General features: G+C 57.5%; 25 protein-coding genes. 6 read left to right on the top strand and 19 right to left on the bottom strand.

What is annotated here, in order from left to right:
• Positions 1–29 precede the first annotated feature (29 nt).
• From DFR26_RS04985 to DFR26_RS04955, 7 genes are all read right to left on the bottom strand, one after another.
• Positions 30–2,198 (bottom strand): polysaccharide biosynthesis tyrosine autokinase, encoded by a 2,169-nt coding sequence (locus DFR26_RS04985; protein ID WP_116207871.1) that lies wholly within the window; start codon positions 2,196–2,198, stop codon positions 30–32.
• 52 nt (positions 2,199–2,250) lie between these two features.
• Positions 2,251–2,679, bottom strand: a complete 429-nt coding sequence (locus DFR26_RS04980; protein ID WP_116207870.1) for a low molecular weight protein-tyrosine-phosphatase — start codon at positions 2,677–2,679, stop codon at positions 2,251–2,253.
• A 3-nt stretch (positions 2,680–2,682) separates the two neighbouring features.
• Entirely contained in the window at positions 2,683–3,807 is a 1,125-nt protein-coding gene (locus DFR26_RS04975) for a polysaccharide biosynthesis/export family protein (RefSeq protein ID WP_116207869.1), read from the bottom strand.
• A gap of 154 nt (positions 3,808–3,961) precedes the next feature.
• Positions 3,962–6,088, bottom strand: a complete 2,127-nt coding sequence (locus DFR26_RS04970) for a YjbH domain-containing protein (protein ID WP_116207868.1) — start codon at positions 6,086–6,088, stop codon at positions 3,962–3,964.
• A complete protein-coding gene (locus tag DFR26_RS04965; RefSeq protein WP_116207867.1) occupies positions 6,078–7,529 on the bottom strand; it encodes a YjbF family lipoprotein in 1,452 nt (483 codons plus the stop codon). The genes DFR26_RS04970 and DFR26_RS04965 overlap by 11 nt, the downstream gene beginning before the upstream one ends.
• Before the next feature lie 78 nt (positions 7,530–7,607).
• Positions 7,608–7,850, bottom strand: coding sequence for a hypothetical protein (locus DFR26_RS04960; protein WP_116207866.1), 243 nt, complete (start codon positions 7,848–7,850; stop codon positions 7,608–7,610).
• Between the two features lie 165 nt (positions 7,851–8,015).
• Entirely contained in the window at positions 8,016–8,615 is a 600-nt protein-coding gene (locus DFR26_RS04955; RefSeq protein ID WP_245953009.1) for a nucleoside deaminase, read from the bottom strand.
• Positions 8,616–8,734: 119 nt separating this feature from the next.
• On the opposite strand from DFR26_RS04955, the gene DFR26_RS04950 reads away from it, so the two are divergent.
• Together DFR26_RS04950 and DFR26_RS04945 are read left to right on the top strand one after the other, a co-directional pair.
• Positions 8,735–8,980, top strand: a complete 246-nt coding sequence (locus DFR26_RS04950) for a type II toxin-antitoxin system Phd/YefM family antitoxin (RefSeq protein WP_116207865.1) — start codon at positions 8,735–8,737, stop codon at positions 8,978–8,980.
• A 3-nt stretch (positions 8,981–8,983) separates the two neighbouring features.
• Complete coding sequence (locus DFR26_RS04945; RefSeq protein ID WP_116207864.1) at positions 8,984–9,370, top strand: type II toxin-antitoxin system VapC family toxin; 387 nt, start codon at positions 8,984–8,986, stop codon at positions 9,368–9,370.
• 11 nt (positions 9,371–9,381) lie between these two features.
• Here the strand turns inward: DFR26_RS04945 and DFR26_RS04940 are convergent, their stop codons facing one another.
• Entirely contained in the window at positions 9,382–9,804 is a 423-nt protein-coding gene (locus DFR26_RS04940; RefSeq protein WP_116207863.1) for a helix-turn-helix domain-containing protein, read from the bottom strand.
• A gap of 575 nt (positions 9,805–10,379) precedes the next feature.
• Between DFR26_RS04940 and DFR26_RS04935 the strand changes: the two genes are divergently transcribed.
• The gene (locus DFR26_RS04935) at positions 10,380–10,637 is read left to right on the top strand and encodes a type II toxin-antitoxin system ParD family antitoxin (protein ID WP_116207862.1); all 258 of its coding nucleotides are present in this window, start codon (positions 10,380–10,382) and stop codon (positions 10,635–10,637) included.
• A 14-nt stretch (positions 10,638–10,651) separates the two neighbouring features.
• On the top strand, positions 10,652–10,798 hold the full coding sequence (locus tag DFR26_RS11320; RefSeq protein ID WP_116207861.1) for a type II toxin-antitoxin system RelE/ParE family toxin: 147 nt from the start codon (positions 10,652–10,654) through the stop codon (positions 10,796–10,798).
• Between the two features lie 14 nt (positions 10,799–10,812).
• Here the strand turns inward: DFR26_RS11320 and guaA are convergent, their stop codons facing one another.
• The 4 genes from guaA to guaB are packed head-to-tail and all read right to left on the bottom strand — an operon-like array spanning position 10,813 to position 14,689.
• Positions 10,813–12,444: a glutamine-hydrolyzing GMP synthase gene (gene guaA, locus DFR26_RS04925; RefSeq protein ID WP_116207860.1), complete on the bottom strand. Its 1,632-nt coding sequence runs from the start codon at positions 12,442–12,444 to the stop codon at positions 10,813–10,815.
• Between the two features lie 17 nt (positions 12,445–12,461).
• Entirely contained in the window at positions 12,462–12,920 is a 459-nt protein-coding gene (locus DFR26_RS04920) for a type II toxin-antitoxin system VapC family toxin (protein WP_116207859.1), read from the bottom strand.
• The gene (locus tag DFR26_RS04915) at positions 12,917–13,162 is read right to left on the bottom strand and encodes a type II toxin-antitoxin system Phd/YefM family antitoxin (RefSeq protein ID WP_116207858.1); all 246 of its coding nucleotides are present in this window, start codon (positions 13,160–13,162) and stop codon (positions 12,917–12,919) included. Before DFR26_RS04915 ends, DFR26_RS04920 begins: the two co-directional genes overlap by 4 nt.
• Positions 13,163–13,222: 60 nt before the next feature.
• Positions 13,223–14,689 (bottom strand): IMP dehydrogenase, encoded by a 1,467-nt coding sequence (gene guaB / locus DFR26_RS04910; protein WP_116207857.1) that lies wholly within the window; start codon positions 14,687–14,689, stop codon positions 13,223–13,225.
• Positions 14,690–14,847: 158 nt separating this feature from the next.
• Here guaB and xseA point away from each other — a divergent pair, with 158 nt between their 5' ends.
• A complete protein-coding gene (xseA, locus tag DFR26_RS04905; RefSeq protein WP_116207856.1) occupies positions 14,848–16,212 on the top strand; it encodes an exodeoxyribonuclease VII large subunit in 1,365 nt (454 codons plus the stop codon).
• Positions 16,209–17,183, top strand: coding sequence for a M23 family metallopeptidase (locus DFR26_RS04900; RefSeq protein WP_116207855.1), 975 nt, complete (start codon positions 16,209–16,211; stop codon positions 17,181–17,183). The genes xseA and DFR26_RS04900 overlap by 4 nt, the downstream gene beginning before the upstream one ends.
• A gap of 46 nt (positions 17,184–17,229) precedes the next feature.
• Here DFR26_RS04900 and der read toward each other — a convergent pair whose 3' ends face one another.
• Genes der through rlmN form a run of 7 tightly spaced genes read right to left on the bottom strand, consistent with a single transcriptional unit; the run spans position 17,230 to position 25,298 of the window.
• Positions 17,230–18,633, bottom strand: coding sequence for a ribosome biogenesis GTPase Der (der, locus tag DFR26_RS04895; protein ID WP_116207854.1), 1,404 nt, complete (start codon positions 18,631–18,633; stop codon positions 17,230–17,232).
• Between the two features lie 33 nt (positions 18,634–18,666).
• Complete coding sequence (bamB, locus tag DFR26_RS04890) at positions 18,667–19,815, bottom strand: outer membrane protein assembly factor BamB (protein WP_116207853.1); 1,149 nt, start codon at positions 19,813–19,815, stop codon at positions 18,667–18,669.
• A 1-nt stretch (position 19,816) separates the two neighbouring features.
• Positions 19,817–20,500 (bottom strand): YfgM family protein, encoded by a 684-nt coding sequence (locus DFR26_RS04885; protein ID WP_116207852.1) that lies wholly within the window; start codon positions 20,498–20,500, stop codon positions 19,817–19,819.
• A gap of 14 nt (positions 20,501–20,514) precedes the next feature.
• Positions 20,515–21,798 carry a histidine--tRNA ligase gene (gene hisS, locus DFR26_RS04880; protein WP_116207851.1) on the bottom strand — a complete coding sequence of 428 codons (1,284 nt, stop codon included), beginning with the start codon at positions 21,796–21,798 and terminating at the stop codon, positions 20,515–20,517.
• Positions 21,799–21,855: 57 nt separating this feature from the next.
• The gene (gene ispG, locus DFR26_RS04875) at positions 21,856–22,974 is read right to left on the bottom strand and encodes a flavodoxin-dependent (E)-4-hydroxy-3-methylbut-2-enyl-diphosphate synthase (RefSeq protein WP_116207850.1); all 1,119 of its coding nucleotides are present in this window, start codon (positions 22,972–22,974) and stop codon (positions 21,856–21,858) included.
• 28 nt (positions 22,975–23,002) lie between these two features.
• Complete coding sequence (locus tag DFR26_RS04870; RefSeq protein ID WP_116207849.1) at positions 23,003–24,109, bottom strand: helix-turn-helix domain-containing protein; 1,107 nt, start codon at positions 24,107–24,109, stop codon at positions 23,003–23,005.
• 10 nt (positions 24,110–24,119) lie between these two features.
• A complete protein-coding gene (rlmN, locus tag DFR26_RS04865; protein WP_116207848.1) occupies positions 24,120–25,298 on the bottom strand; it encodes a dual-specificity RNA methyltransferase RlmN in 1,179 nt (392 codons plus the stop codon).
• Positions 25,299–25,380 lie beyond the last annotated feature (82 nt).

The following is a 25,380-nucleotide window of genomic DNA, read 5'->3' as shown; positions in this document are numbered from 1 at the left end:
TTCAGTTTTGCTAAAGAGATAGGCTCATCTCAGTCTTTTCGAGCCGCATATTTATACGCATACGCATAGCTATACCCCGCCCCAGCACCCACTTCCACGGCATTGAGCAGTACGCCATTTAGCTTCACGCCACCCTGGGTTAGGCGCTGGCAGGCGTGCTCCAGCTCACGTAGCGGTGTGACATCGAAGCGCGCAATCATCAGTGCGGCACCCACGTGCCGGCCGATGATGGCGGCATCGGTCACCGCCAGTACCGGCGGCGTGTCTATTAGCACGTGATCATACGCCGCACTGGCTTGACTCAGCAGCGCGCTAAAATGCGCGTGCATGAGCAGTTCAGCGGGGTTGGGCGGCAGCTCGCCGGTGGTCACCACCTGTAAACCCGGCACCAAAGTCGCTTGTGCCGCGTCGCTCAAGGCGCGGCCATCCGCCACCAACTCCGACAAACCGCCTTGGCGCGGCAGACCAAAGTATTGGTTCAAATACCCCCGGCGCAAATCCGCGTCTATCAGCAGTACCCGCTTACCACCACCGGTGAGCACAGCCGCCAAGTTGGCACTAATAAACGACTTACCCACCGCCGGAGCCGGCCCCGTGAGCATGATGATGTTGTTTTTAGCCCCCAGCAGCGCAAAGTGCAGCGAGGTACGCAGGCTGCGTAGGCTCTCTATGCTCAAGTCTTGGTCATCGTGTGCTGCCAACAGCGGCAGTTGTTTTTGTTTACCGCGCGGTGACTTGCGTGACAGCTGCAACTGCACCTCACTTTTCGGCACCGTCGCCAAGACCGACAACCCCAAGCCTCGCTCAATGTCTTCGGCCTTCTTCACACCTGTGCGCAGGGCTTGGCGCAGCAGCACACCCCCCACCCCCAACATGCCGCCCAGCAGCAACGCCAACACCACAATCAGTGGCTTTTTCGGCGCCACGGGCTTTATTGGCAGCAAAGCGGGGTCAACAATGCGCACATTGCCCACCGTGCCGCCACGCACCACTTTCAATTGCTGGGCGTTATTAAGCAGCGTGGTGTAGAGCTCTTGGTTCACTTGTAAGTCGCGTGTGAGGCGCAGCAGCTCTTGCTGTGTAGCGGGCATAGCGCTGATCTCACCGCCAAAGCGCGTGGTCTCGTTGGCAATGCTCGCCAGCTGGGCGTCTAAGGCCTGCACTGCGGGGTGGTTGGGGGTAAAGCGCGTAATGAGCTCTTTACGCTTTTGCTGCAAGGCTAAACGCTCACCTTCAGAGCGTATGCTTTGCTCCAGCAGTAACTCGCCCTCTTTACTAATGTCTAAACTGCCGGTGCGCTTGCGGTATTCGTTAAAGCGCACCTCACTGGCCTCCAGCGCCTTTTTCATCTCTGGCAGTTGGCTGTCGATGTACTCCAGTGTGGTGCCCGCCTCGGCCGACTTACGCTCTACGTTTTGCCGCACATAATTATTGGCAATGCTATTGACCACTTTCACCGCCAGCGCACGGTCGGGCCCTTTCAGGCTGACCGCTATAATGCCTGTCTGCTTACCGCGCTCACTGATGCTCAAGCCTTGCATGAGTGAATCCAGCGCACTGGCCGGGCTGGCCTTGCTCAGGCGAAACACGGTGCCTACAGGTGCCGCAGAGACCTCCTGCACAAACAACCCTACGTCACCGCCTAAGTAAGGTGCCGTAAACGCGCTATTAACTTGACCCTGGCCCAACACATCCCCTTCGGGGCCGACCAACTCATAGCTTGTAGCCGAAGTCATGACCAGCTCAAAGCGCTCGGCATAGGCCGGCTCAGGCACATCGAACCGTGTAACGGTGATGTCGGTAGTGGGGTCTGCCCATAATTTGCCTATGACCGGAAAGCGTTTGGGCTGTGCTGTGATGTCTAGGCGCAAATCGGCAATGGTTTGCCCCAACACCAAGCGCGACTTAATGAGCTCAATTTCAGTAGAGGCGCTGCTTTTCGCCTCAAATAGACCGTCTAACTCTTTCGTGATAGCGCCCAGACCGCCGCCCTTCGAATCCTCTACCTGCAATACGGTGTTGACTTCAAATACCGGTGTCGCAACAACGGTGTAGAACACCCCCAGACTCAGCGCAAACGCGGTAATGCCGGCAATAACCCAGCGCCCAGAGACTAAATGCCCCCACAGTTGGCGCAGATCGATTTCGTCGTCAAACGTGTCACGCTGGCTGGTTTTTTGCTCAACAACATCGGTCATAGCGAAATATCTCTATACATCATGAAAACACATAGGTGGGGCTAACCCAGGGCTAGCCTAACTTGGCGGCCCAGTCGCTGGTGCCTTGACGAATAAGCGTTAGGGCGTGCTCAAACGCGGCGGTTTCCAGCTGATACGGGTCTGGTACATCGGCACCGGACCAATGACAATAGCGAAACACGCGGCCACGTGCGCTGGGGTACTCACTTTCAAGCCCAGTTTTTTGCCGCTCGGTCATGACCAAGATGAGCTCATGGCTCGCGACTAAGTCGGCGTTGAGTTGTCGCGCCACGTGGTCACTGAGGTCTATGCCTTCGGCCAATAACAGCTGTTGCGCGCACGGGTCGGCCCCCTCGCCAACCAAAGCACCCAAGCCTGCCGAGCTGATGGTCTTGTCGGGCAGTGCATGTTTAAGCAGGCGCTCGGCCATGGGGCTGCGGCAAATATTGCCAATGCACACCACTAAAATGGACTCAAACATGGCTTAGTTGTTGTTGCCAATGTTTTGCGCGGTATTGATCAGGCCAGCGGATGGGAATAGCTGCGAGATAAACCGGTTCCAACGGGTAATGCCCGCACTGCCGACATACACCATATCACCGGCCTGCAAGGCAAATTGGTCAGCGAGCACCAAGGTTTCAGGTTCCCCGGCATCGAGTTTGAAGACATCCACGACGCGCCATTGGTCGTCGGTTTTGCGGTCACGCAGCACGTAAACGGATGAGCCTTTGGAGGTGGTTTGGCTGATGCCATTGGCCTCGAGCAAGGCGTCGGCCAAGCTGATGCTGGCGAGTTTAAAGCGCACCGCCAACGGGCGGTTTACCTCACCCATCACGTAGACTTTTTTGCGGTCGGCGTAGGGCAGTTGCAGTTGGTCACCGTTTTTCAGCATCACGTTAGCCAAGCTCAGGCCGGCGCGGCTGTAGGCATCTAAATTAAACACATATTCTTTGCCCCCACGAGTCAGGGTAAGACCCGAGAGGTCAGCATTGGCTAAGTCGATGCCGGCCTGACCAATGGCATCCGACAGCGACAGCTGCACTGTCGTGAGCGGAATGGCCGCGGCTTTTAAAAAGGCGCCACTTAAATACACGCGCTGACTGCCAAAACGGTAAATGCCGACATCGACTTGGGGGCTGGTAATGAACTTGACGAGCTTTGTGCTGAGGCTTTTGCGCAACTCATCGAGGGTCAAGCCCGCGGCTTGCACGGTGCCAGCGTAGGGGTAAAAAAAGCTGCCATCGGTTCGTACCACGCGGCCATTGGCCTCGGGTGAGTTTAAGGTGGTGCCCGAAGGTGAGGTCAGCTCGGGATGGTCCCACACCGTGACATTGAGCACATCGCCTGGGCCAATGCGATAGGCCTCGGGGGTGACCGCCTCCAGCTCAGCTAATTGCTCACGCAGGATGGCCCGGGTCGCCGCGTCGCGCTGCTGCGCAATCATGGTCGCGGTGATGGGCTGTACCACCACTTCAACGCCGGGCTCATCGCCACCGGCTTGCGTGTAGCTGCTGGGAATAAGGTTTTGCCCAGGAGCAAAGGCACAGGCATTGAGCACTAACGCGGCGGCTATGGCACTAACGAGCTTATACGATGAAACATAAGACATGAGGCTACTTCCTGAGTGAGTCATTGGGTCGGGCCTAGGGCAGTGGCCAGACACGCTACCGCCACAAGGTTCATACGCCAAATCTTGAGGCGTGCTTCCGTGACGCATATAAGTTTAATGTCAGACCACCGCTTCCTCGGTGGCGTGTTTGTCGTTAGGGAGCCGGTGTGCGCAATACGCTGCCGCCCCACAAGGTATTGCGGCGATACAACATTTGCCCACCATCGCGCAGGATGGGCACAAAACCCAAGCCAAACTGCGAACGCGTATTGCGTGCAAACAGCAAGTCGAGTGGGATTTGGATAAATAAGCCTTTGTTGAAGCTACCCTCGCCGAAGTCTTCGGTGGACACATTGGTTTTGGCTGCAAAGCCGCCAAACACCACGCCTGAGTCAAATTCACGCGCCACGGTGAGGGTGCCGCCGACATCGCCAGCCAAATATTGTCCCACCGCTAGACTGCTTTGAATATTGTAAAAATCAGGCCATTGGTTGTAGAGCGTGACATGGCCAGTGGTGACTTCGTAGGGTAAAAAGCCCAGTTCATCATTGGGGTCACGTTGGCGCACGCGGTTGACATCCACGGCCACACCCCAACGACTGCCTACCGGCCGGTACAGCGCCTCGGCCCCAACGCCGGCGTACATCAACTCCAAAATACCACCGTAGGCTTGCGCGCTGATGTCGCTATTGAGCCGCGCAAACTGGGTAAACTGCAGCCCCTCAATACGCACCGGCTGGTCGACATATTCGGCGATGCGTGTGCGAACTTCGGGCAAGCGCGTGGGCGTTCGGAGTTTAAGTAAGTCATTGTAGTTATTGAGCACTGGGATGCGCAGCGCCATTTGCGCCAAGCTCTGCTCGCGCTGCCAACTCGCCACCGCGCGCACACCCAGGTCGTAGACATAAAAAGCATCAACCCCACCAATGCCCTGTTGGAAATACGGCGACACTGCAAACGAGGTGGACTGCTTAGGTGCCTCATAAGCCACCGACTGCCCGTCAGCTGGCCGAGGTGCTGCAGCGGTTATCAAGTCAGCGAAACGTGGCTGATCATCGCTGGGGGTTAATGCGGCAACCACATCATCGCGAGATACCGCCACAGACACCTGCGGCAGGGTTTGATCAAACTCGGTCAACTGAAACTGCGTAATGTCATCGGGAGCCGTAGCAGCCAACACCCGCAGCGCACGCTCTCGCCCTTGGTTAAAATCGCGATAACGCGTGGGCACGGCCTCTACCGTGAGCGTGTCATCTTGCTGATAAATGCCCGATACCGCGTAGCCAGCTTCGCGCTGTAGCCGTTGGCTCACACCGGGCCAATCGTTTTGCTCAGCAGGCGCAACCTGCAGCGCCGTCGGCTTAGGCTCAGCTTTAACCTGACGCAACGTGGTGAAGTTTGTGTTCAGCACAATGCCAAACATGACGGTATCGCCACGTTCATAGCCCACACGAAAGTCAACGCCGGGCGTCACGCGGTAGGTAGCGCCCACATTGAGCGCGAGGTCTTGATTCACTTGCACGCCAGGCTCGCGGCTGTAGTCATTGCCATCGAGCTCAACAGCCAGCGATAAATCATCGAGAGGGGTATGCCACGCGACACCACCAAACAGCGCGGTTGGGCCTTTAAAGAAACGGCCCGCCTCAACATTACCGCCTCGACCAGAGGTGGCTTGTGGTCGCTCACAAAAACTGTCTTTGGCCGAGCAAAAGGGGTTTTTAAAGGTGTCGTCGTTGCCTAAATAGCCCCAGGCAAGGCCGAGAGAGACATCAAAGTCGCCCCACTGCTTATTGGCAACAAGAAACTCGCTGTCAAATAGGCCCGTACCGGCAATATCTTTAAGGCCCAGTGCCAATGCGGGCAAGCGCTCGGTTTCTTGCAGCAAGCGAAAGCTTAGGTCAAAGCCTTTATCGACGTTATCGGTACCGGTAAATGTCTGTACGCCCTCAATTCGGGTGTAGCGGTAGTTAAACTCCAGCCAGGGCAACACCTGCGCCGTAAAGGTATAGCGGCGGTAGGGGTCGACTTTGTTGAAGGCTAGCGCCATGGTGCCATCGGGCGCATGTCGTGCCGTGGGCGTTTGCAGCAGGCCCACACCCCCTAAGTCGCTGTAGAGTACCGGCGCCCGAGTCGCAAACAAAGGGACGGGATCAATCTCGCGCCCTGGGGTGAACTCAACGCCATCAAACGGGTCGGTCGGTTCAGTCTCAGCCCATACCACTGATGGCAATAACGCCAGGCCAAGCCAGCCCAGTACGAGCGCAGACGGCTTAGTCATCATGGCTAGACTCCAAGACACGGTGTGTGGCTAAGGTGAACAGGCGCGCATTGAGGTCAGCAAGTTCAACAGGCAATGCTTGAGCCTGCCATGGCACCACGAGTCGATCGCCCGCCTGTAGCAGAGCATCGAGCAATGGCGTGGTGGGCTCTCGTGTGTGCGGATTTAGGCGAAACCGTGTGGCCTCGCCAGTGGCTGAAATGCGCCATAACTCACCTTGGCTGGCACCGGGCCGACGCGCCGCCACCCGAGCAAAACGCTGTACCGGCGAGGCTGCCGCCAAATTAAAGGCTTTGACATGCGTCAGACCCATCACCGGGATACGGTTGCTATTTTCTGCCAGCACCAGCGTATAGGCGGGGCAACGTAGCGCGAGATTTAAAGCCGGCTCAAACAGGGTTCGCGCCGGTGCCGACAATACGCCAACCCGACGACCTAATGGCCATTGCGACACCTCTGCAGCTAAGGCCTGAGCGCTCGCTGCATGCGCTCTTGCGCCGAGCTGCTGCCAGTAGTCCACTAAACGATACACATCCGACACCCACTCACGCTGCAAGGTCTTGAGCTCAGCGACTGCTACGGTAGCTACACGCTGACCGGCGGGGTCTTGCGTGCAATACAGCGCACTGTTTCGCCAATCGATGCGCGTATCGGCGAGCAAAGGCTGAGTCACTGCTTGCACCGTGGGTTGGGTACGCACCGTAAATGTGTGCAGACCGGCTACAGTCAGCTGCAGAGGGCCTGGCTCCCATGCCGATGCCGTGATTGCGCTATGGCCTTGCGCTTGTTGCGCGCGTTGCACGGCACGCGAGGGGTGCTTGACGGTTTGCGTTTGCCAGACTGGCAGCAAAGGACCCAACTGCTGTCGTGAGGCAATGACCCGCTGCTCATCATTTAAAGTATAGGTATTGATGTACTGATGACCTGTGAGCGGCGAGGACACGCGCTCAGTCACCACTGTGGTTTGACCGGGCTGCGCGGCGCGCGCTGGCTGCAAACAGCCTTTCAGCAGGAAAAAGCCCGCGCGTTGAGCGCCCGTGGCGCGCCAGCTGCTGCGCCAGCACACCGCGCGAGCAGCACCAATGGCCGCCGCTGGGTTGGGAAGCGCAGCGCTGTCGAGAAATTCGGCATCGGTAGCAAAGCCACTAGAGGCGACTAGGCGGCCTAATTGAAAAGTGGCTAGGTAGCCTTCGGATGTCGCGTAGTGATCTTGCCCACCCGCCTGCTGCGACAGCACAATAAGTGCTTGCGGATTTTCACCAATACGAATGAGCTCTGCCGCATAGGGAAAGGCATCGACTTCTTTGGCCGACAATGCGACCCCGACGGGAGGGTTGAACGCCAAATTAAGCGTAGCGCCTAGCGGTGAATTCGGTGAAATTAATGTACTGCAACCACCCAACGCCAACGTACACGCTAGGAAGGCACTATGTAATCTACGCATAACTGCCTACCTTGGCAAAAATAACATCGACTTATACGTAAAAAACCCGGCGTACCGGGCTTTTTAAGACACCAAAACTCAGTTAACGGTGTTTGTGACCGTGTTGGTATTGGTGTTGGTGTTGACCGCCGTGTTGGAGTCATCATTGCTGTTTGCAACAGCAGCGGCAACGCCAGCAACGACTGCAGCTGTGCCAATAACGACACCTGCAGAGACCCCTGCGCCTGCAGCACCGGCACCGGCGCCTGCAGCGCCACCTTCAGCAGCGAAACCATGGCCGGCCATGGCGCCCATGACTAAAGCAATTGCTAATTTTTTCATGAGTAATCCTCTTTGATTGGGTTTTCAACGCAGCAACAGTAATTGAACAGATGACCCTCGTCAAGATTTGATCAGCCAGCCAATGCATGCATCAAGATTCATCCACGTGTTCATTGCTGCGCCACAACACCATCACTACCAAACGCGATGCGCAAGCTCAGCAGCTTAACGGTGGGATCGACGCCGCTGCTGAAAAAAAGCACTCAGCATGGCCGATGCCTCATCTTTTAACACTCCGCCCTGCCAGTCAAAGCGGTGGTTAAAATAGCCACTTTGCTCGGCATCCATGAGCGCTCGCGCGCTGTGCAGCGCCCCCGCCTTCGGCTCACTCGCCGCAAACACCACACGCTGCACACGCGCATGCACCAATGCGCCCACGCACATGGTGCACGGCTCCAGCGTGACATACAGCGTGGCGCCATCGAGCCTGTAGTTTCTGGTCACTTTTGCCGCTTCGCGAATAACGGCAATCTCTGCATGTGCGGTGGGGTCGTGATGCGTAATCGGGCCATTATGCCCTCGCGCCATGACTCGCGCTGCCCACTCCGCCTCACCACTGATTTGCGAGGCTTCGCTGATTGCTGTGGTCTCGGCGAGCTCTGCTTCACTGACCTGAGCCTCTGCCTTAGCAGTCGCAAAAACCAGCACCGCGCCCACCGGCACCTCGCCCAGCGCCGCCGCCTCTGCCGCCTGCGCTAACGCCATGCGCATGAAAAACTCGTCTTCACGCTGCAAATCTTGGCAATTGCTAATCGGTTGTGCCATATAAAGATAAGACTCTTTGTAAATTAACTCAGCGAATGCTCAGTAACGGAATCACGCTGTTGCCATATACTCCAGCCAGCACTAGACTAAGTCAAGTTAGTCTAGTCGAGGGCACCAAAATGGACGTTATCAATATGCATGAAGCTAAAACACATTTATCGCGTTTAGTAGAACGTGCAGCCAAAGGTGAGCCCTTTATTATTGCCAAAGCAGGCGTACCGCTAGTCAAGGTCAACGCTCTAACCGCGCCAGACCCAATTAAACAAAAGCGCTTGGGTTTCATGAGTGGGCAAGCAGTAATACCCGCAGACTTTGACTCAATGGCTCAGGCAAGTATTGAAGCTCTGTTTTTTGGAGAAAACTAAGCGATGAATCTACTCTTAGACACTCATATTCTACTTTGGGCCAGCACAGACCCTGCACGTCTCAGCAAAAGTGCAGCTCTATTGCTTGCTAACACCGAAAATACGCTCATATTTAGTGCCGCAAGCTTGTGGGAAATAGCCATTAAACTCCAACTTGGGCGCGATGACTTTCAAATAGACCCGCGCCTACTCCGCAGAGGGCTCTTAGATAATGGTTATCATGAACTCGCTATCACCAGCGCTCATTCACTTGCCGTGCTAGACCTTCCGCCCCTGCATCGCGACCCATTCGATCGCCTACTTATTGCACAGGCAAAATGTGAAGGCTTCACGCTGATGACAGCCGATGCATTAGTAGCTCAATACCCCATTACCATTACTCGCGCCTAACTCCACGCAATTTACCAATCCAACAACGGTCGCGATGACCGTGTATATGGCTTCACGATGGGCTTTGAGCGCCCAGAGCGCATCCACTCCTCCAGACATTTGCCGTAATCATCTTTATCCGGATCGGCAATACTGGCCATAATTTCTTGCTGCTTAAAATACGTCAACACCGCCCACAACACCGCCATCGATGTGCCCGCATGGCCATGCTCCAGCGCCGAAATCGTACTCCGATTAAACCCCGTCGCCATCGCAATCTCCCAAATCGCCAGATTTCGCCGAATGCGCGCAATCCGAAGCCGCCGCCCCAACGCCTCCATGGAGTAGTCATCCACCGCCGGATTTTGCACACTCAAATGGTTTGGAGTTGGCTTCCGCTGTGGCGTTTTCTTCAGCGCTAACTGCTGCGTTCGGGATAATGCTGACTTTTGCATGACTTGAGCCCTCGATGACGATGGTTTGTTTAGTCAAAGATAGACTCTCAATGCCACTTTTGCTGAACAGGGTGTGCGGAGTGCGGAGTGCGGGGTGCGGGGTGCGGGGTGCGGGGTGCGGGGTGCGGGGTGCGGGGTGCGGGGTGCCAGGATGATGGCTACCCGTCGCGGGGGATAGTGCTAAATGATGTCTTTTTCATATGGCTAGTTTGATTAAGCGCTCCTCCCGCTGAATGCCTAATAAAACTAGCCATTTGAAAAAAGGAGAAAAACGACATATCCCCCCGGAGTCATCACGAACCCCGACCCAAGTTAGGGTTTAGTTTTTGCCAGACAACGCTGGAATGCCCACATGAATCGCTCGCGAAAACTCAACCCCGGCTGCGTCGGTCGCTACAGCTGAAAGCGCCGCATTTACACGGCGGCTTACATAACCCATGCGCTCGAGCGTGGCGAAGTCGTATCGCAAATTGAGTCCGCCAAAAAAGAAAACTCGACTCACAAATACAAAGTTTGACAATCTTTGTATGCCAACCTAGCATTCTAAATGAAAGTATCTACCCTCGGAGGCCATTATGCATATCTCACTTACTCCTGAGCTGGAGTCTCGCATTAAAGCCAAAGTGGAAACCGGTTTTTACAATAATGCGAGCGAAGTCATTCGTGAGGCACTCCGCTTTATGGAGACCCATGAAGATTGGATTCATGAGATCAAATTGGCTCGATTACGTGAGCAACTAAACGTTGGAGTCGACCAACTAGATCGTGGGGAAGGTATCGCAATCGAATCCAAATCGGCGCTAGACGCCTTATTTGACGATATCAAGAGCTGACTCAGCAACCACTGATGGGCTCCGCGCGCCCCGAGCTCCTGCCTGATGTGAGAAGTCTCCCGATAGAAAGTCACATCCTGTTTTACCGAGTGACCGCCAATAGGGTTGAAATCATCCGTGTTTTACACCATCACCAGGACCCGCAACGCCATCTGAAATAGCTAGGCGACGCTCATCACTCCCACTCAATGGTCGCCGGCGGCTTGCTCGAGACATCGTAGGCCACGCGGGAAATGCCGCTGATCTCATTGATGATGCGGTTCGACACCTTCTCCAGCAGCTCATACGGCAGGTGCGCCCAGCGCGCGGTCATGAAGTCGATGGTCTCCACCGCGCGCAGCGACACGACCCACGAGTAGCGACGCGCATCGCCGACCACGCCAACCGACTTCACCGGCAAAAACACCACAAAGGCTTGCGAGGTTTTCGCGTACCAGCCCGAGCGGCGCAACTCTTCAATGAAAATCGCATCGGCCTCGCGCAGTAGGTCAGCGTATTCTTTCTTCACTTCGCCCAAGATGCGCACGCCCAAACCCGGACCGGGGAACGGATGGCGATAGACCATGTCTTCGGGCAGGCCCAGCGCCACGCCGAGTTTGCGCACTTCATCTTTAAATAATTCGCGCAGCGGCTCGACCAATTGCATGGCCATGTGCTCGGGCAAACCGCCCACATTGTGGTGCGATTTGATGACATGCGCCTTGCCGGTTTTGCTCGCCGCCGACTCAATCACATCGGGATAAATCGTGCCTTGCGCCAGCCATTTCACCGGATGATCGGGCGACGTGGCGAGCTTGGCGGCTTCGCGATCGAAAATATCAATGAAGGTTTTGCCGATGATTTTGCGCTTGGCTTCGGGATCAGCGACACCGGCTAAGCCCATGAGAAACTCGTCTTCGGCATCGGCACGGATGACTTTGATGCCCATGTTGTCGGCAAACATGGCCATGACCTGATCGCCTTCGTTTTTGCGCAGCAGTCCGTTGTCGACAAATACGCAGGTGAGCTGATCGCCGATGGCTTTGTGCAGTAGCGCCGCGACCACCGACGAGTCCACGCCGCCAGAGAGACCGAGCAAGACTTGATCAGTGCCGACCTGCGCTTGCACGCGGGAGATGGCGTCGTCGGCGATATTTTCCGGCGTCCACAACGCCTGTGTTTGGCAAATGTCGTGCACGAAGCGCTGCAATAGCGCGCCGCCGAGTACGGTATGCGTGACTTCGGGGTGAAATTGCACGCCATAGAAATCGCGGGCTTCATCGGCCATGGCGGCGATGGGGCAGCTCGGCGTGGCGGCGGTGATGCGAAAGCCCGGCGCCAGCTCGACGACTTTATCGCCGTGTGACATCCAAACATCGAGCACCGAGCGGCCGCTGGCATCGAGACGGTCGGCGAGCGTGCCAAACAGCGCATCGTGGCTGGTGCCGGCGCTGTTATTGGTGGCTTGCAGGTCGTCGGGCACCACCGTGACTTCGGCATAACCAAACTCATGCACCGGCGAGCTTTGCACCTGACCGCCGAGTTGCTGCGCCATAGTTTGCATGCCATAGCAAATGCCCAGCACCGGCACGCCGAGCGTAAACACCAACTCCGGCGCGCGTGGCGAGCCAGCGGCCGTGACCGTTTCCGGACCACCACTTAAGATGATGCCCTTCGGATTAAACGCGCGGATGTCATCGTCGCTAATATCAAACGCGCGCATCTCGCAATAGACGCCGAGCTCGCGCACACGGCGGGCAATGAGCTGGCTGTATTGCGAGCCGAAATCGAGGATCAACAGACGATGGGCGTGAATGTCTTGGGTCATGGCGAGTGGGCTCAAAATCAATAAATCGAATGGGGTTCGTGGATGGCGCTATCGCCAAAAATGCGACCGCCGGCAGCGCGGCACGCATCGGCTAAACGCCGATCGAAGGTGGCCAGTGTGGCTTGGTGGCGTAACACAAGCTCAAGATAGGTTGCTTCGTAGGCACTCAACGTATGCTGGCGAGCGAGCTGACGAATCGCTTCACGCCGCACCACAGGTGTTTCACTGTCGGTGGTGATCGGTAGCTCAGCCAGACGCGCTATAAAGCCATCCGCCGCACGCGCATCGAGCAGTCGCCGACGCTCAAACTGGCACAGCACATTAGCCACCTCCAAATGCCAGAGCTGAGGCACTAGCGTTTCGGTCAATGGTAATTGCTGTAAACACGCAACCGCACGTTGCTGCTCGGCAGGCTCTGTGCGCTCAAGCAACCACGCTAAGGTCATGGATGCATCGAGTATCAGCACCTCTGTCATTGGCGACCTTCAGCAATAGCCGCCATGACATCTGCGGGATTGATGCCTTGCACTTTGGGAAATGCAAGCATTGCCTCAATAGCACGCTGTTCGGCATCAGTATTTCGCGTGGCTTTGCACGGCACGAGCTCGGCTACCGGCTTGCCGCGCACTGTAATGGTGTAGGCCTGACCCTGCTTTACCTCGCGCAAAAGCTCAGATAACCGAGACTTCGCTTCAAATGCACCGATCTCAAGACTCATGCCTACCTCCACGCCAAACTAGTTTACTACCTAGTTCATTTAAGCGCGCCCAACGCGCTTTTACAAGCGATAGTTCGGCGCTTCTTTGGTGATGGTGACATCGTGCACATGCGACTCTTTCATGCCGGCCGCCGAGATTTTCACAAACTTCGGTTTGGTCCGCGCGGTGGCAATATCGGCCGAGCCGGTGTAGCCCATCGATGAGCGCAGACCGCCCATGAGCTGATGAATAATGCCGCTCATGGGGCCTTTATAGGCCACGCGCCCCTCAATGCCCTCAGGCACGAGCTTTTCAACGCCCGCCGAAGCATCTTGGAAATAGCGATCGGCTGAACCTGCGCCAGTTTGCGCCATGGCGCCGAGTGAGCCCATGCCGCGATAGGCTTTGTAGTAGCGGCCTTGGAAGAGCTCGACTTCACCCGGCGCCTCTTCGGTGCCGGCGAGCAATGAGCCGACCATGATGCTGCTGGCACCGGCGGCAATGGCCTTGGCGATGTCGCCGGAAAAGCGAATGCCGCCATCGGCGATTAAGGGAATTTCGTCGTTAAGCGCGCGCGCCACGGCGTCGATCGCCGAGATTTGCGGCATGCCAATACCGGCAACAATGCGCGTGGTGCATATTGAACCGGGGCCAATGCCCACTTTCACGGCATCGGCACCAGCTTCCAGCAAGGCTTTGGCGGCCTCACCGGTGGCAATATTGCCGCCAATGACTTGCATCTGCGGGTATTTTTGCTTGACCCAACGCACGCGCTCAATGACACCGGCGCTATGGCCGTGCGCAGTATCGACCACAAGCACATCGACGCCGGCCTCAACGAGCGCTTCAACGCGCGCTGGCGTATCGGCACCGGTGCCCACGGCGGCACCGACCAGCAAGCGACCTTGGCTGTCTTTGCTGGCGCTCGGGAAACGCTCAGATTTCTGAAAGTCATTAACGGTGATGAGGCCTTTGAGGCGGAAGTCGTCATCAATGACGATGACTTTTTCAATGCGGTGCTCATGCAGCAAGGCTTTGATGCGTTCTGGCGATTCACCTTCGCGTACGGTCACGAGTTTTTCTTGCGGCGTCATGATGGCGGAGACCGGCAAATCCATGCGTGTCTCAAAGCGCAAATCGCGGCTGGTGACGATGCCTACCACCTGATCGCCCTGCATGACTGGCACCCCGGAAATGCGGTTGGCCTTGGTGATTTCAATGAGCTCGCCCACCGTGGTTTTCGGGCTCACGGTAACGGGATCTTGCACCACGCCGGCTTCGAATTTTTTCACGCGGCGCACCTCAGCGGCTTGCGCGCCAATGTCCATGTTTTTGTGCAAGATGCCAATGCCGCCTTCTTGCGCCATGGCAATGGCCATGCGCGCCTCGGTGACGGTGTCCATGGCCGCCGACACCAGCGGCATGCTCAGCGAAATGCCGCGCGTCAGGCGCGTTTTCAGGCACACGTCTTTGGGCAATACAGTGGAGTAATCGGGCAGTAAAAGCACATCATCGAAGGTGAGAGCTTCTTGGACGATCTCGAGCATGGCGCTACTCCTTGGCGAACCTGAGAACACAGGCCAGCGGGTAAAGTTAGCCGCGCATTGTAGTCCTTTTTGCACGCTGAGTCAGCATCTATTGATGGCGAGTCCACACCCAGACCTAGCCCCACCCGCCCCACACAATTTATGGCAAACTCCCGACCATGAACACACCCACCGTCCTAACCATCAGCCAACTAAATGGCAGCGTGCGCGAACTTTTAGAGTTCAACTACGGCCGCGTTTGGCTGCGCGGCGAAATCTCTAATATGTCGGCGCCCAGCTCCGGGCATCTGTACTTCACCCTGAAAGATGAGCAAGCCCAAGTGCGCGCGGCGATGTTTCGCGGGGCGCGCGCGGCCGCCAAATTACACACGCCACCGAGCAATGGCCAGCAAGTCTTGGTGCGCGCGAAAGTCAGCTTATATGCGCCGCGTGGCGATTATCAGCTCATCGTTGAGCACCTCGAAGACGCAGGCCGAGGCGCTCTGCAGCAAGCCTTTGAAATGCTCAAGTCACGCTTGGCCGCTGAAGGCTTATTTTCAGCCGATCGCAAACGCGCCCTGCCGGCTCATCCGCGCGGTGTGGCGGTGCTAACCTCACCCAGCGGTGCGGCCGTGCGCGATATCGTGAACGTGCTCAAGCGCCGCGCGCCGGGCTTACCAGTGAGCATTTTGCCGGTGCCGGTGCAAGGTGCGGAAGCGCCAGCGGCGATCGTTGCGGCACTCAATCAGCTGCGTGAATGGCTAAGCGCGCCGCCCGCCGAGTTGCCAGCGATTGATGTGCTGATTGTCGCCCGTGGCGGTGGCTCACTCGAAGATCTATGGGCCTTTAACGATGAAGCCGTGGTGCGTGCCATTGCCGATATGCCGATTCCGGTAGTGAGCGGCGTGGGCCATGAAATCGACTTCACTATTGCTGATTTTGTCGTCGATGTGCGCGCGCCAACGCCATCCGCGGCAGCTGAGCTGGTCAGCCAAGACCGCCTGCAATTGAGCACTGATGTGACGCAATTGGCGCAGCGCCAAGCCACCGCCATGCAGCGTTTGCTCAGCCAACAGCGCCAGCGCGTACACAGTCTGCGCGCGCGATTGCGTAGCCCCGAACGTTTATTGCAAGAGCAACGCCAACGCCTCGATAACGCCGAGTTACGCCTCACGCGGGCGCTGCGCCAGCGCCTGCAGCAGCATCGCCAGCGCCTAGCTGGGCTGAGCGCACGCGTGCACGCGCAACATCCCGAGCGACGCATTGCCGTCTACCGACAGGCCTTGGCACCATGGCAGCAGCGTCTCACATTGGCCGCGCGCCGCCAGCTCGATCAGCGCCGCCAACGCCTGCAGCAGCTCAGCCAACGCGCGCACTCGGTCAGCCCGTTGGCAGTGCTCGGCCGCGGCTACGCGCTAGTCAGCGATGACCACGGCGAACTGCTGCGCTCGGTCAACGCCACCGCGGTCGGCAACGTCATTACCGCACGATTACACGACGGTGAAGTCAGCGCGCGCGTGCTGGCGGTGAAGGAAAAATCATGATGTTTTTAGCGAAAATGCAGCCCGCCAAATCTATCGAGGCCCTACCTGCGCGGCCGTGGTTGCGCTGGGTTTGTGGCGTGCTTATTGGCAGCAGTGTGCTGCTCGACTGCCTGCCCTCGGCGTGGGCAAATGACACAGCTGCCGACACCACAGTCATCGATGCGACCGCCACGCTGCCACGGCAAGCGGCTATTAATGGTGGCTTGGTGGTGCTGGACTTGAGCGCGCTGACCACGCCCGCTAGCGAAGGCCCGCTGTATTATCTAGGCAATCCAGTGTGGATCGGCCAGCTACAGGCCAATGGCCCGCGGGTTGCGGTGATTGGTGTGGGCCTCTCGGCTAGCGGCGAGCAAGCGCTCACTGGCACACCCGCTGGCGAGGCGCTGCTGAACTTCAACGTGGTGGCCGGCGAATACCCCGAGCAACGCCTGCGCATTAAGCAGAAAAAATACGTTAGCCCTGATCCTGATCAACTCGCGCGCTTTAGTCGCGAAGCCACGCAACAAAAAGCCGCGTATCGGGTCTTCACCACCCCAGCGCACAATGACCTGCACACCGCGCCGACCTGGCCGACGTTTCAATGGCCAATCACTGGCCGCCTCAGCAGCCCATTTGGCCTCAAACGCTTCTTTAATGATGAGCCGCGCAACCCGCACATGGGCATCGATATTGCCGCGCCCACAGGCGCCATTGCCCGCAGCCCCGCAGCCGGCAAAGTGGCGCTGGTGGGGGATTATTTCTTCAATGGTCGCACCGCGATTATCGATCATGGTCAAGGCGTGTTTTCCATGCTCTGCCATTTCAATAAAGTCTTGGTGCAAGCCGGCCAGCAGCTCAACGCTGGCGACCCGGTAGGCGAAGTCGGCGCCACGGGGCGCGCCACCGGCCCGCATCTGCACTGGACCGTGAGCCTCAATGATGAGCGCATCGACCCGCGCCTACTGCTCGCCGAGGATGCCCCACCACGGTAAGGCCATCCTCTGATCCACAAAAAAGGCCACATCGGTGGCCCTTTTGCTATTTGCGTTTTTTCGCGGCTTTTTTATGCGACTGCACAAAGCGCCGGCGGCGCTCAGCTTGACCATCGGTGAGTTTATTGACGCGATCTTTAAAGGGGTTATCGCTGGTTTTAAATTCCAACTGAATGGGCGTGCCCTGCAGCTTTAAGACCTTGCGGAAGGTATTTTCCAAATAGCGTTTATAGACTTTGGGCACCGACTCGGTCTGGTTGCCGTGAATGACAAACAGCGGCGGATTTTGCCCACCCATGTGGCATAGGCGAAGCTTGATGCGGCGGCCCGAAACCAATGGCGGCTGGTGCTGCTGCACGGCATCGGCGAGTAATTGCGTGAGGCGATTGGTCGGCACGCGGATCATCGCCGACTCATAGGCACGCTTGATGGACGGGTACAAATCGCCCACAGCTGTGCCGTATTTGGCCGAAATCAGGTGGATTTTCGCGTAGGGAATAAAGTCGAACTGATGCTGCATGTCATTTTTCAAGGTCAGGCGTTCGTAATCAGTCATGCCATCCCACTTGTTAATGGCAATCACCAGCGCACGCCCAGACTCCAACACAAAGCCCAGCAAGTTTAAGTCTTGGTCCACGATGCTCTCACGCGCATCCATCACCACCACCACCACATGCGCGTCTTTCACGGCTTGCAGGGTCTTGATCACCGAGAACTTTTCCACGGTCTCATTGACGCGGCCGCGACGTCGCACACCGGCGGTATCGATCAAGGTGTAGCGCTGACCGTGGCGCTCGTACGGGATGTAAATACTGTCGCGGGTGGTGCCCGGCATGTCGTAGACCACCACACGCTCTTCGCCGAGTAAGCGATTGACGAGGGTTGATTTGCCGACGTTTGGCCGCCCCACGATGGCGATTTTGATGCCTTTCTCAGGATCTTCTTCAACCGGCTCATCTTCGGGGAAGTCGCGCAAGATGCGCTCCATCATCAGCGTAATGCCACGGCCGTGACTAGCAGCAATGGCGTGAATCTCGCCCATGCCGAGCTGATGGAAATCGGCGGTGCCGACTTCTTCCTGAATGCCATCGATCTTGTTGACGACCATGTGAATGGGCTTGCCGCGCGCGCGTAGCTGATCGGCGATCTGCACATCAGAGGGCGTTAAACCAGCGCGGGCATCGACCAAAAACAAGACGATGTCGGCTTCCATGATGGCCTGCTGCGACTGCGAGGCCATGGGCGCGTCGATGCCTTGCTCGGACTCACCAATGCCGCCGGTGTCGATGACAATAAACGACTTATTTTCGATGCAGGCGTCGCCGTATTTGCGGTCGCGGGTGAGCCCGGGCAAGTCGGCAACGAGGGCGTCGCGGCTTTTGGTGAGCTGGTTAAACAGGGTCGATTTGCCGACATTCGGACGCCCGACCAGGGCAATAACAGGTTTCATAACAGAGTCTTCACAAGGTCGGGCGCGGCGCGCTTAAGGAGTGACATCCCAAGCGCGGAGTTTGCCTTTCGTGGTTAGGGTAAGCAGTTGCGGGGCATCAACGACCACACTCATCAGCGGGTCGCCGGAAGCACGTTCGCGGCCACGCGGTTTGCCATCCACCGGACTGAACAAATGCAAATAGCCATCGCTGTCGCCAACGACCACTAAACCACGCCAGGTTACCGGGGACAGGAGTTTACGCCCTTTTAAGCCATCTTGCCGCCAAATCAACTCGCCGGTGATGCGATTTATCGCGGCCATGGTGCCATCGTTGTCGACGGCATAGACGTGCGCACCATCGAGACCGACGCTTTGCGAGGTGGAGACATTGATCTGCCAGCGCCGACGCACGGCGATGGTGTCGGTGGCGGTGAGCTGCGACTGAAAGCCAGCGGTATAGAGCGTGCCGTTATTGTCGAGCACGAGGTCGCCATCGATATCCATGAGCCGCTCAATCTCACCGCGACCACGCGAATTGGTCACGCGGGTTTGCCAAATTGGCAGGCCGGTGGCTAAGTCGAGCTGATACAAATCGCCCTGACCGCTAACCGCATAAAGCTTGTCACCACTCACCACGGGCGCAGCATTACCGCGTAATGACAAGGGCGGCACAGGTGTGTCGAACTGCCAACGGCGCGCGCCATCGGCTACTTGGAAGACTTGAATACGGCCATCGAGTGTTTGCACGATGACATCTTTATCGGTCACCCGTGGTACCGACAACAGCGCCGCGCCGAGCTTCGCCGTCCACAATGTTTTGCCATCTTTGGCGTTGAGCAGCAGCAAGTCGGATTGATCGGTGCCAATAGCCAAGACGTTGTCGCCCAAGCCAATGCCGCCGGTGATGCCCACATCGAGCTCACGCGTCCAACGCACGGTGCCGGTAGCGCGACCAATGGCGCGAATCACGCCGTCGCGGCTGGCGGCATACACCGCGGGCGCTTTCACGGCAGGCTCGAGCTGCACGACTTCACCATCGTTGCCATCGCCCACGGTGACCGACCAGCGATCATCGAGACGAACGACATTGCTAGGCAACTCAGGCAATGCGGCTACGCCTTCACGCGAGGGATTGCTGCTACAGGCGGCTACCAGCAGGCAAGCGGCTGGCAGCGCTACAGTGAGAATTCGCCGCATCATGTTATTGCTCCAAGGCAAGGGGGGCGCGAGGCGCTGGCTCAAGGCCAACGTCGGCAAGCTTCAGCTCGAGCAATGGCCGCACTTCATTGCGCGCGGCAAGCGCGGCATCGGCTGCTTGATACGCCGCTTTTGCTTCAGCGGGCATCGCTTGCAGCATGAAAATATCGCCTTTAATTTCACTCACCAAGGGCGCTAATGACGCGTCACGCACCGCCGCTAGCGTGCTCAGCGCGGCATCGTAATCGGCATTGGCGGCTTGCACGCGAGCCAAGCGTGTTTGCGCGAGGGCCACTTCCACGTCATCGCTGCTATCGGCGACCACGCCTTGCAACAAGCTAATGGCTTTCGCTAAATCGTTGCTATTGACCGCGACTTTCGCGAGTAACATCGCCGCGTCTTGCGCATACGGTGTACCGCTGTAGTCAGCGATGAGCTGCTCGCCCAAGCGCGTTACTTCCGCCACGGTGTCTTTGTCGTTGGGGTCGGTGTTGAGGCGCTGCGCGGCAATTTGCATGGCTTGCTGCAGATTTTGCGCTTGCGTGGCGGCCTCGGCTTGTGAGGTTTGCCAGTAGCGCCAGCCAGCAAAGCTAAATAGCCCAACGGCCACCAAGAGCATCAGTGCGGTGCCATTTTTTTTCCACCACAGCTTCAGATTTTCAACGACTTCATCTTCTTCGTAGGCCACACCGTTTTCCTCGTTTATTGCGTGCTCATGGCGAGCGCGTCACGCACCACATCGGCCACTTGGGCTTGGGTACAGGTTACTTGTTCTCGTTGCTCGCGTAGCCATTTCACTGCCACCGTGTGCGCAGCGACTTCACTCTCGCCCAACACTAACGCCACCGTGGCGCCGGATTTATCGGCTTTGCGAAATTGTGATTTCACGCTACCACCGCCGCAGTTATACACGATTCGCGCGTTCGGCAGGGCATTGTGTAGCTGTTCGCACAACGCTAACGCCGCAGTGCTCGTGCCCTCGCCCAGACCCATCACAAACACATCCGCCTCGGCCTCTGCTGTGCTGGCTGCTACAGCGTCCATCAGCAACACCAAGCGCTCCAAGCCCATGGCGCAGCCAACTGCTGGTGTGGCTTGACCGCCGAGTTGCGCCACCAAGCCGTCATAGCGGCCACCGGCGCACACCGTGCCCTGCGCACCCAGCGCGGTGGTCACCCACTCAAACACGGTTTTGTTGTAATAGTCCAAGCCGCGCACCAGGTTAGGGTTAATGCGATAACGTACACCGCAGGCATCGAGATGCGCGCAGAGCTCGGCAAAATGCGCTTTTGAGCCGTCATCGAGGTAGTCGGCAAGCTGCGGGGCATCACGCAAAATGGCTTGTGTGTTTTGGTCTTTGCTATCGAGAATGCGTAGCGGATTGGTGGTCAGGCGCCGCTGGGAGTCGTCATCGAGCTGGGTGCGAAATTGCTCCAAATACGTCACCAAAGCCTGACGAAACGCCGCGCGCGCGTCGAGCTCGCCGAGGCTATTAAGCTCTAAGGTTACGGCGTCGCTGAGGCCGAGTTCGCGCCACAAACGTGCGGTCAAGATGATCAGCTCGGCGTCCATGTCGGCGCCGGCTTGGCCAAAGGTTTCAATACCAAACTGATGAAACTGGCGGTAGCGGCCTTTTTGCGGACGCTCGTAGCGAAACATTGGGCCGGTATACCAGAGTTTGGGGCTTTGATTGTGCGTGAGGCCGTGCTCGAGGCAGGCACGCACGCAACCAGCGGTGCCTTCGGGGCGCAGCGTGATGGACTCGCCGCTGCGGTCCTCGAAGCAATACATTTCTTTTTCGACGATGTCAGTGACTTCGCCAATAGCGCGCTTAAACAGCGCCGTGGGCTCGACCACGGGCAAGCGTATTTCGCGATAACCGTAGCGCTGCATCAGGCTTTTTAGCGCGGTTTCCAGCTGCTGCCAGCGCGGCGTGGCGTCTGGCAAAATATCATTCATGCCACGGATGGCAGATAAGCGACTCATCAGCAATTCTCAGTAGTGCGGCGTTTTTGGCCGCCGTCTTTATAGCGTGTGGACGGCTTAGTCAGCCGCCGCTTTAATAATGAGCTTGGCGTCTTGCTCGGTTTTTTCTAGCACGCGTGCGCGCACCATGGCCTCGATTTCATCGACCAAGTTATTGGTATCGATGAGATGGCTTTTATCGCCATTGCGATACACCAAACTTTTCGGAGCCGCGCCAACCACGCCAATGTCCGCCTCTTTGGCCTCGCCCGGGCCATTGACCTTACAGCCAATGACCGAGACATCCATGGGCACGCGCACATCTTCGAGGCGCGCTTCTAAGGCGTTCATCACGCGAATCACATCGAACTCTTGGCGCGAACAGCTTGGGCAGGCAATAAAGTTGATGCCATTGGAACGAATGCCCAGCGACTTCAAAATATCGAAACCGACTTTCACTTCATCTTCGGGCTCGGCGGCGAGCGAGACACGCAAGGTGTCACCAATGCCATCGAGTAAGAGTCCGCCCATGGCAATCGCCGACTTCACGGTGCCCGAACGAAACACGCCGGCCTCGGTCACGCCCAAATGCAGTGGGTTGTCGATTTGTGCCGATAGCAAGCGGTAGGCATCGAGCGTGAGAAACACGTTGGAGGCCTTCACGCTGACTTTAAATTCGTGGAAATTTAGACGGTCGAGAATGTCGATATGGCGCATGGCGGATTCCAGCAACGCCGCACCAGTGGGCTCGGTGTATTTTTTCTGGATGTCTTTTTCCAGCGAGCCGGCATTGACGCCAATGCGCATGGAAATGCCGTGATGGCGGGCGGCGGCCACGACTTCGCGGACTTTATCATCGGAGCCAATATTGCCGGGATTGATGCGCAGGCAGTCGGCACCGAAGTCGGCTACAGCCAGAGCGATTTTGTGGTCAAAATGGATGTCGGCGACCAACGGCACATCGACTTGTTGGCGAATCTGGCCGAAGGCTTTGGCGGCGTCCATGGTCGGCACAGAGACACGCACAATGTCGGCACCCGCCGCCACGCAGCGCTGAATTTGCGCGACGGTGGCGGCGACATCGCAGGTCTCGGTGTTGGTCATGGTTTGCACGGTGATCGGCGCATCGCCGCCCACAAAGACATTGCCGACGCGGATTTTGCGGGTCAAGCGACGCTTAATGGGTGACTCGTGCATGCTCATGACTCCTGAATAAACAGCGGCTTTAGCGACCGAGGCGGAAGCTGGCGATTTCGCCGCGCGTGTAGGGCTTGAGATTAACCGGCGTGCCATTGCGGCTCATTTGGGTGTCGCGCACGCTGCCGATGTTAATGGCAAACGGTGGCTGACCCGACACGGTGACCGCCTGACCGGCATTTTTTAGGCCATAGACTAGCTCTTGGCCGGTGGCATCACGGACGCTAATCCAGGACTTGCCGGTGAAGGTAAAGCTTAAGGTGTCGATGCTTGGCGGCGTGGGCTCAGCCGCTTCAGCTGGCTCTGGCGTCGATTGCACCACAGGCACATTGGCGGCGCTTGTGGCACTGGGTTCTGCTACAGGCGGCGTGATGGTCGCACCCTGGGCATTCGCCTCGCTGCCAACGGCAGTATTCGCTGCACTGCTATTGCCTTCGGCGCTGGCCTCAATGCTATTGATCGCAGCGCCTGACTCGGCATCGGTGGCATTGGGCAGTGGCTCAACGGATTCGGCAGGCAGCGAGTCAATAGGCGCCTCAGCAGTCGGCTCAATGCTCGACGCATCGAGGTTTAGCTCAGCCGCGCTGGTTGACTCTGACGGGGTCACCGGGTCGGCGGCGTCATTCCAAAAAAAGCTCGCCACCAATAAGACAATCAATAGTAGCGCCGAGCCCAACGACAACAGGCGCGTTAGCGATAAATGATACGCCGTGCGCGCAAACATACTGGCGCGACGATTGCCCCGGCGACTCGCCACGCGCTCCTGCTGCAGCGCATGCACTTGCGCGTCGATCAATGGCGCAGCGGCTAAATTGCGTGCCTGCCAAATGCCATCGAACTCGGCAACTAGGGTGTTTGCCGACAAGCCCACCAAGGGCGCGTAACGACGCAAATAGCCACGCACAAACGTGCTACCGGGCAATGCTTCGTAATCGTCGGCTTCAAGCGCGGTCAAATAGCGCGCGGTGAGCATAGTTTCTTTGGCAATTTGCGCCACCGTAAGGCCCTTGCTTTCACGCGCTTGCCGCAGTTGCGCGCCCGGCGTTGGTGTCACGGCTTGTGGTGCCGCCGGCGTTACCGCGTCGGTAGCATCCAGCGCTTGGTCGGCTTGTTTGGCATCATTTTCAGTGCTCACGGCATCATCCTCAATCTATCGCACGTATTGTTATTTTTTGGCTGTCGCGGGTGCTGGCTTGCCAACGCTCCGCACGCCGTGTGCGATCTTTTACTTGGCCCACTAACTGGCCACAGGCGGCATCAATATCATCACCGCGTGTGGCTCGAATAGTCGTGGTAAATCCGGCGCGAATCAATGTGTTTTGAAACGCCACAATACGATCGCGCGGCGTGCTGCCATAAGGCGCATGCGGAAACGGGTTAAACGGAATTAAGTTGATCTTGCTCGGCACATCTTTGAGCAAAACCGCCAGTTGCCGCGCATGCTCGGGCTGATCATTGACACCATCGAGCATGACGTACTCCATGGTGACCTTGCGCCGGCCTACTTCTTTGCCCTGATGGTGCAGCAGCCAGCGTTTGCAGGCAGCCATCAGCTCGACTAAGGGGTATTTTTTATTGATCGGCACGAGCTCATTGCGCAATGCATCGTTGGGCGCGTGCAGAGAAATAGCGAGCGCCACATCGAGCGTTTGCGTGAGCTTGTCGAGCATGGGCACCACGCCCGAAGTCGACAACGTGACGCGGCGCTTGGACAGGCCATAGGCGAAATCATCGAGCATGATGCTCATCGCGGGAATCACCGCGTCGAGATTGAGCAGCGGCTCGCCCATGCCCATCATCACTACGTTGGTGATGGCGCGGGTGCGGGTCAGTTCGCCCTCGGAATTGCGTCCGGAAAACTCGCCCTCGTCTAAATACGAGCGGTTGGCGATCCAGACTTGGCCAATGATTTCTGAGGCGCTCAAGTCGCGCATAAAACCTTGCTTGCCGGTCGAGCAAAAGCTGCAGTCGAGCGCACAGCCGACTTGCGAGGACACACACAGGGTTTTGCGTTCGCCATCGGGGATGAGCACCGCCTCGACCATGGCGTTGTCGCCGACTTTGATGATCCACTTGCGCGTGCCATCGGCAGAAAAATGCTTGTAGGTGACTTCCGGCGGGCGCACTTCGGCGAACTGTTCGAGCTTGGCGCGCAGACTTTTTGCGAGGTTGGTCATCTCAGCAAAGTCGCTAACGCCTTGCTGATGAATCCACTTCATGACTTGACCGGCACGAAACTTTTTCTCGCCAATGGTGGCGAAAAAGTCTTCCATTTCTTGGCGGCTCAAGCCCAGCAGGTTTTGCTTAGGCGGCGTATCGGTCATGTCATTTCTCGACGGGTTATTACACCAGTTATGTCGTAGCACAAAGCACAGGCTTTGCTTATGCGAAGGCCGCGGCACCGAA

Source organism: Paraperlucidibaca baekdonensis (assembly GCF_003387535.1).
GTDB lineage: Bacteria > Pseudomonadota > Gammaproteobacteria > Pseudomonadales > Moraxellaceae > Perlucidibaca > Perlucidibaca baekdonensis.
Note: the sequence above shows the minus strand (reverse complement) of the source record. Positions and strands in the feature narration are given on the sequence as shown.

Coding starts and splice junctions, on each gene's coding strand:
- hisS (WP_116207851.1), bottom strand. CDS start 21,798: ATGAGTCGCTTATCTGCCATCCGTGGCATGAATGATATTTTGCCAGAC.
- bamB (WP_116207853.1), bottom strand. CDS start 19,815: ATGATGCGGCGAATTCTCACTGTAGCGCTGCCAGCCGCTTGCCTGCTG.
- DFR26_RS04975 (WP_116207869.1), bottom strand. CDS start 3,807: ATGTCTTATGTTTCATCGTATAAGCTCGTTAGTGCCATAGCCGCCGCG.
- DFR26_RS11320 (WP_116207861.1), top strand. CDS start 10,652: ATGGGCTCCGCGCGCCCCGAGCTCCTGCCTGATGTGAGAAGTCTCCCG.
- DFR26_RS04945 (WP_116207864.1), top strand. CDS start 8,984: ATGAATCTACTCTTAGACACTCATATTCTACTTTGGGCCAGCACAGAC.
- rlmN (WP_116207848.1), bottom strand. CDS start 25,298: ATGACCGATACGCCGCCTAAGCAAAACCTGCTGGGCTTGAGCCGCCAA.
- xseA (WP_116207856.1), top strand. CDS start 14,848: ATGAACACACCCACCGTCCTAACCATCAGCCAACTAAATGGCAGCGTG.
- DFR26_RS04900 (WP_116207855.1), top strand. CDS start 16,209: ATGATGTTTTTAGCGAAAATGCAGCCCGCCAAATCTATCGAGGCCCTA.
- DFR26_RS04985 (WP_116207871.1), bottom strand. CDS start 2,198: ATGACCGATGTTGTTGAGCAAAAAACCAGCCAGCGTGACACGTTTGAC.
- DFR26_RS04980 (WP_116207870.1), bottom strand. CDS start 2,679: ATGTTTGAGTCCATTTTAGTGGTGTGCATTGGCAATATTTGCCGCAGC.
- DFR26_RS04935 (WP_116207862.1), top strand. CDS start 10,380: ATGCATATCTCACTTACTCCTGAGCTGGAGTCTCGCATTAAAGCCAAA.
- DFR26_RS04940 (WP_116207863.1), bottom strand. CDS start 9,804: ATGCAAAAGTCAGCATTATCCCGAACGCAGCAGTTAGCGCTGAAGAAA.
- DFR26_RS04955 (WP_245953009.1), bottom strand. CDS start 8,615: ATGGCACAACCGATTAGCAATTGCCAAGATTTGCAGCGTGAAGACGAG.
- DFR26_RS04960 (WP_116207866.1), bottom strand. CDS start 7,850: ATGAAAAAATTAGCAATTGCTTTAGTCATGGGCGCCATGGCCGGCCAT.
- ispG (WP_116207850.1), bottom strand. CDS start 22,974: ATGCACGAGTCACCCATTAAGCGTCGCTTGACCCGCAAAATCCGCGTC.
- DFR26_RS04970 (WP_116207868.1), bottom strand. CDS start 6,088: ATGATGACTAAGCCGTCTGCGCTCGTACTGGGCTGGCTTGGCCTGGCG.
- guaA (WP_116207860.1), bottom strand. CDS start 12,444: ATGACCCAAGACATTCACGCCCATCGTCTGTTGATCCTCGATTTCGGC.
- der (WP_116207854.1), bottom strand. CDS start 18,633: ATGAAACCTGTTATTGCCCTGGTCGGGCGTCCGAATGTCGGCAAATCG.
- guaB (WP_116207857.1), bottom strand. CDS start 14,689: ATGCTCGAGATCGTCCAAGAAGCTCTCACCTTCGATGATGTGCTTTTA.
- DFR26_RS04920 (WP_116207859.1), bottom strand. CDS start 12,920: ATGACAGAGGTGCTGATACTCGATGCATCCATGACCTTAGCGTGGTTG.
- DFR26_RS04965 (WP_116207867.1), bottom strand. CDS start 7,529: ATGCGTAGATTACATAGTGCCTTCCTAGCGTGTACGTTGGCGTTGGGT.
- DFR26_RS04915 (WP_116207858.1), bottom strand. CDS start 13,162: ATGAGTCTTGAGATCGGTGCATTTGAAGCGAAGTCTCGGTTATCTGAG.
- DFR26_RS04950 (WP_116207865.1), top strand. CDS start 8,735: ATGGACGTTATCAATATGCATGAAGCTAAAACACATTTATCGCGTTTA.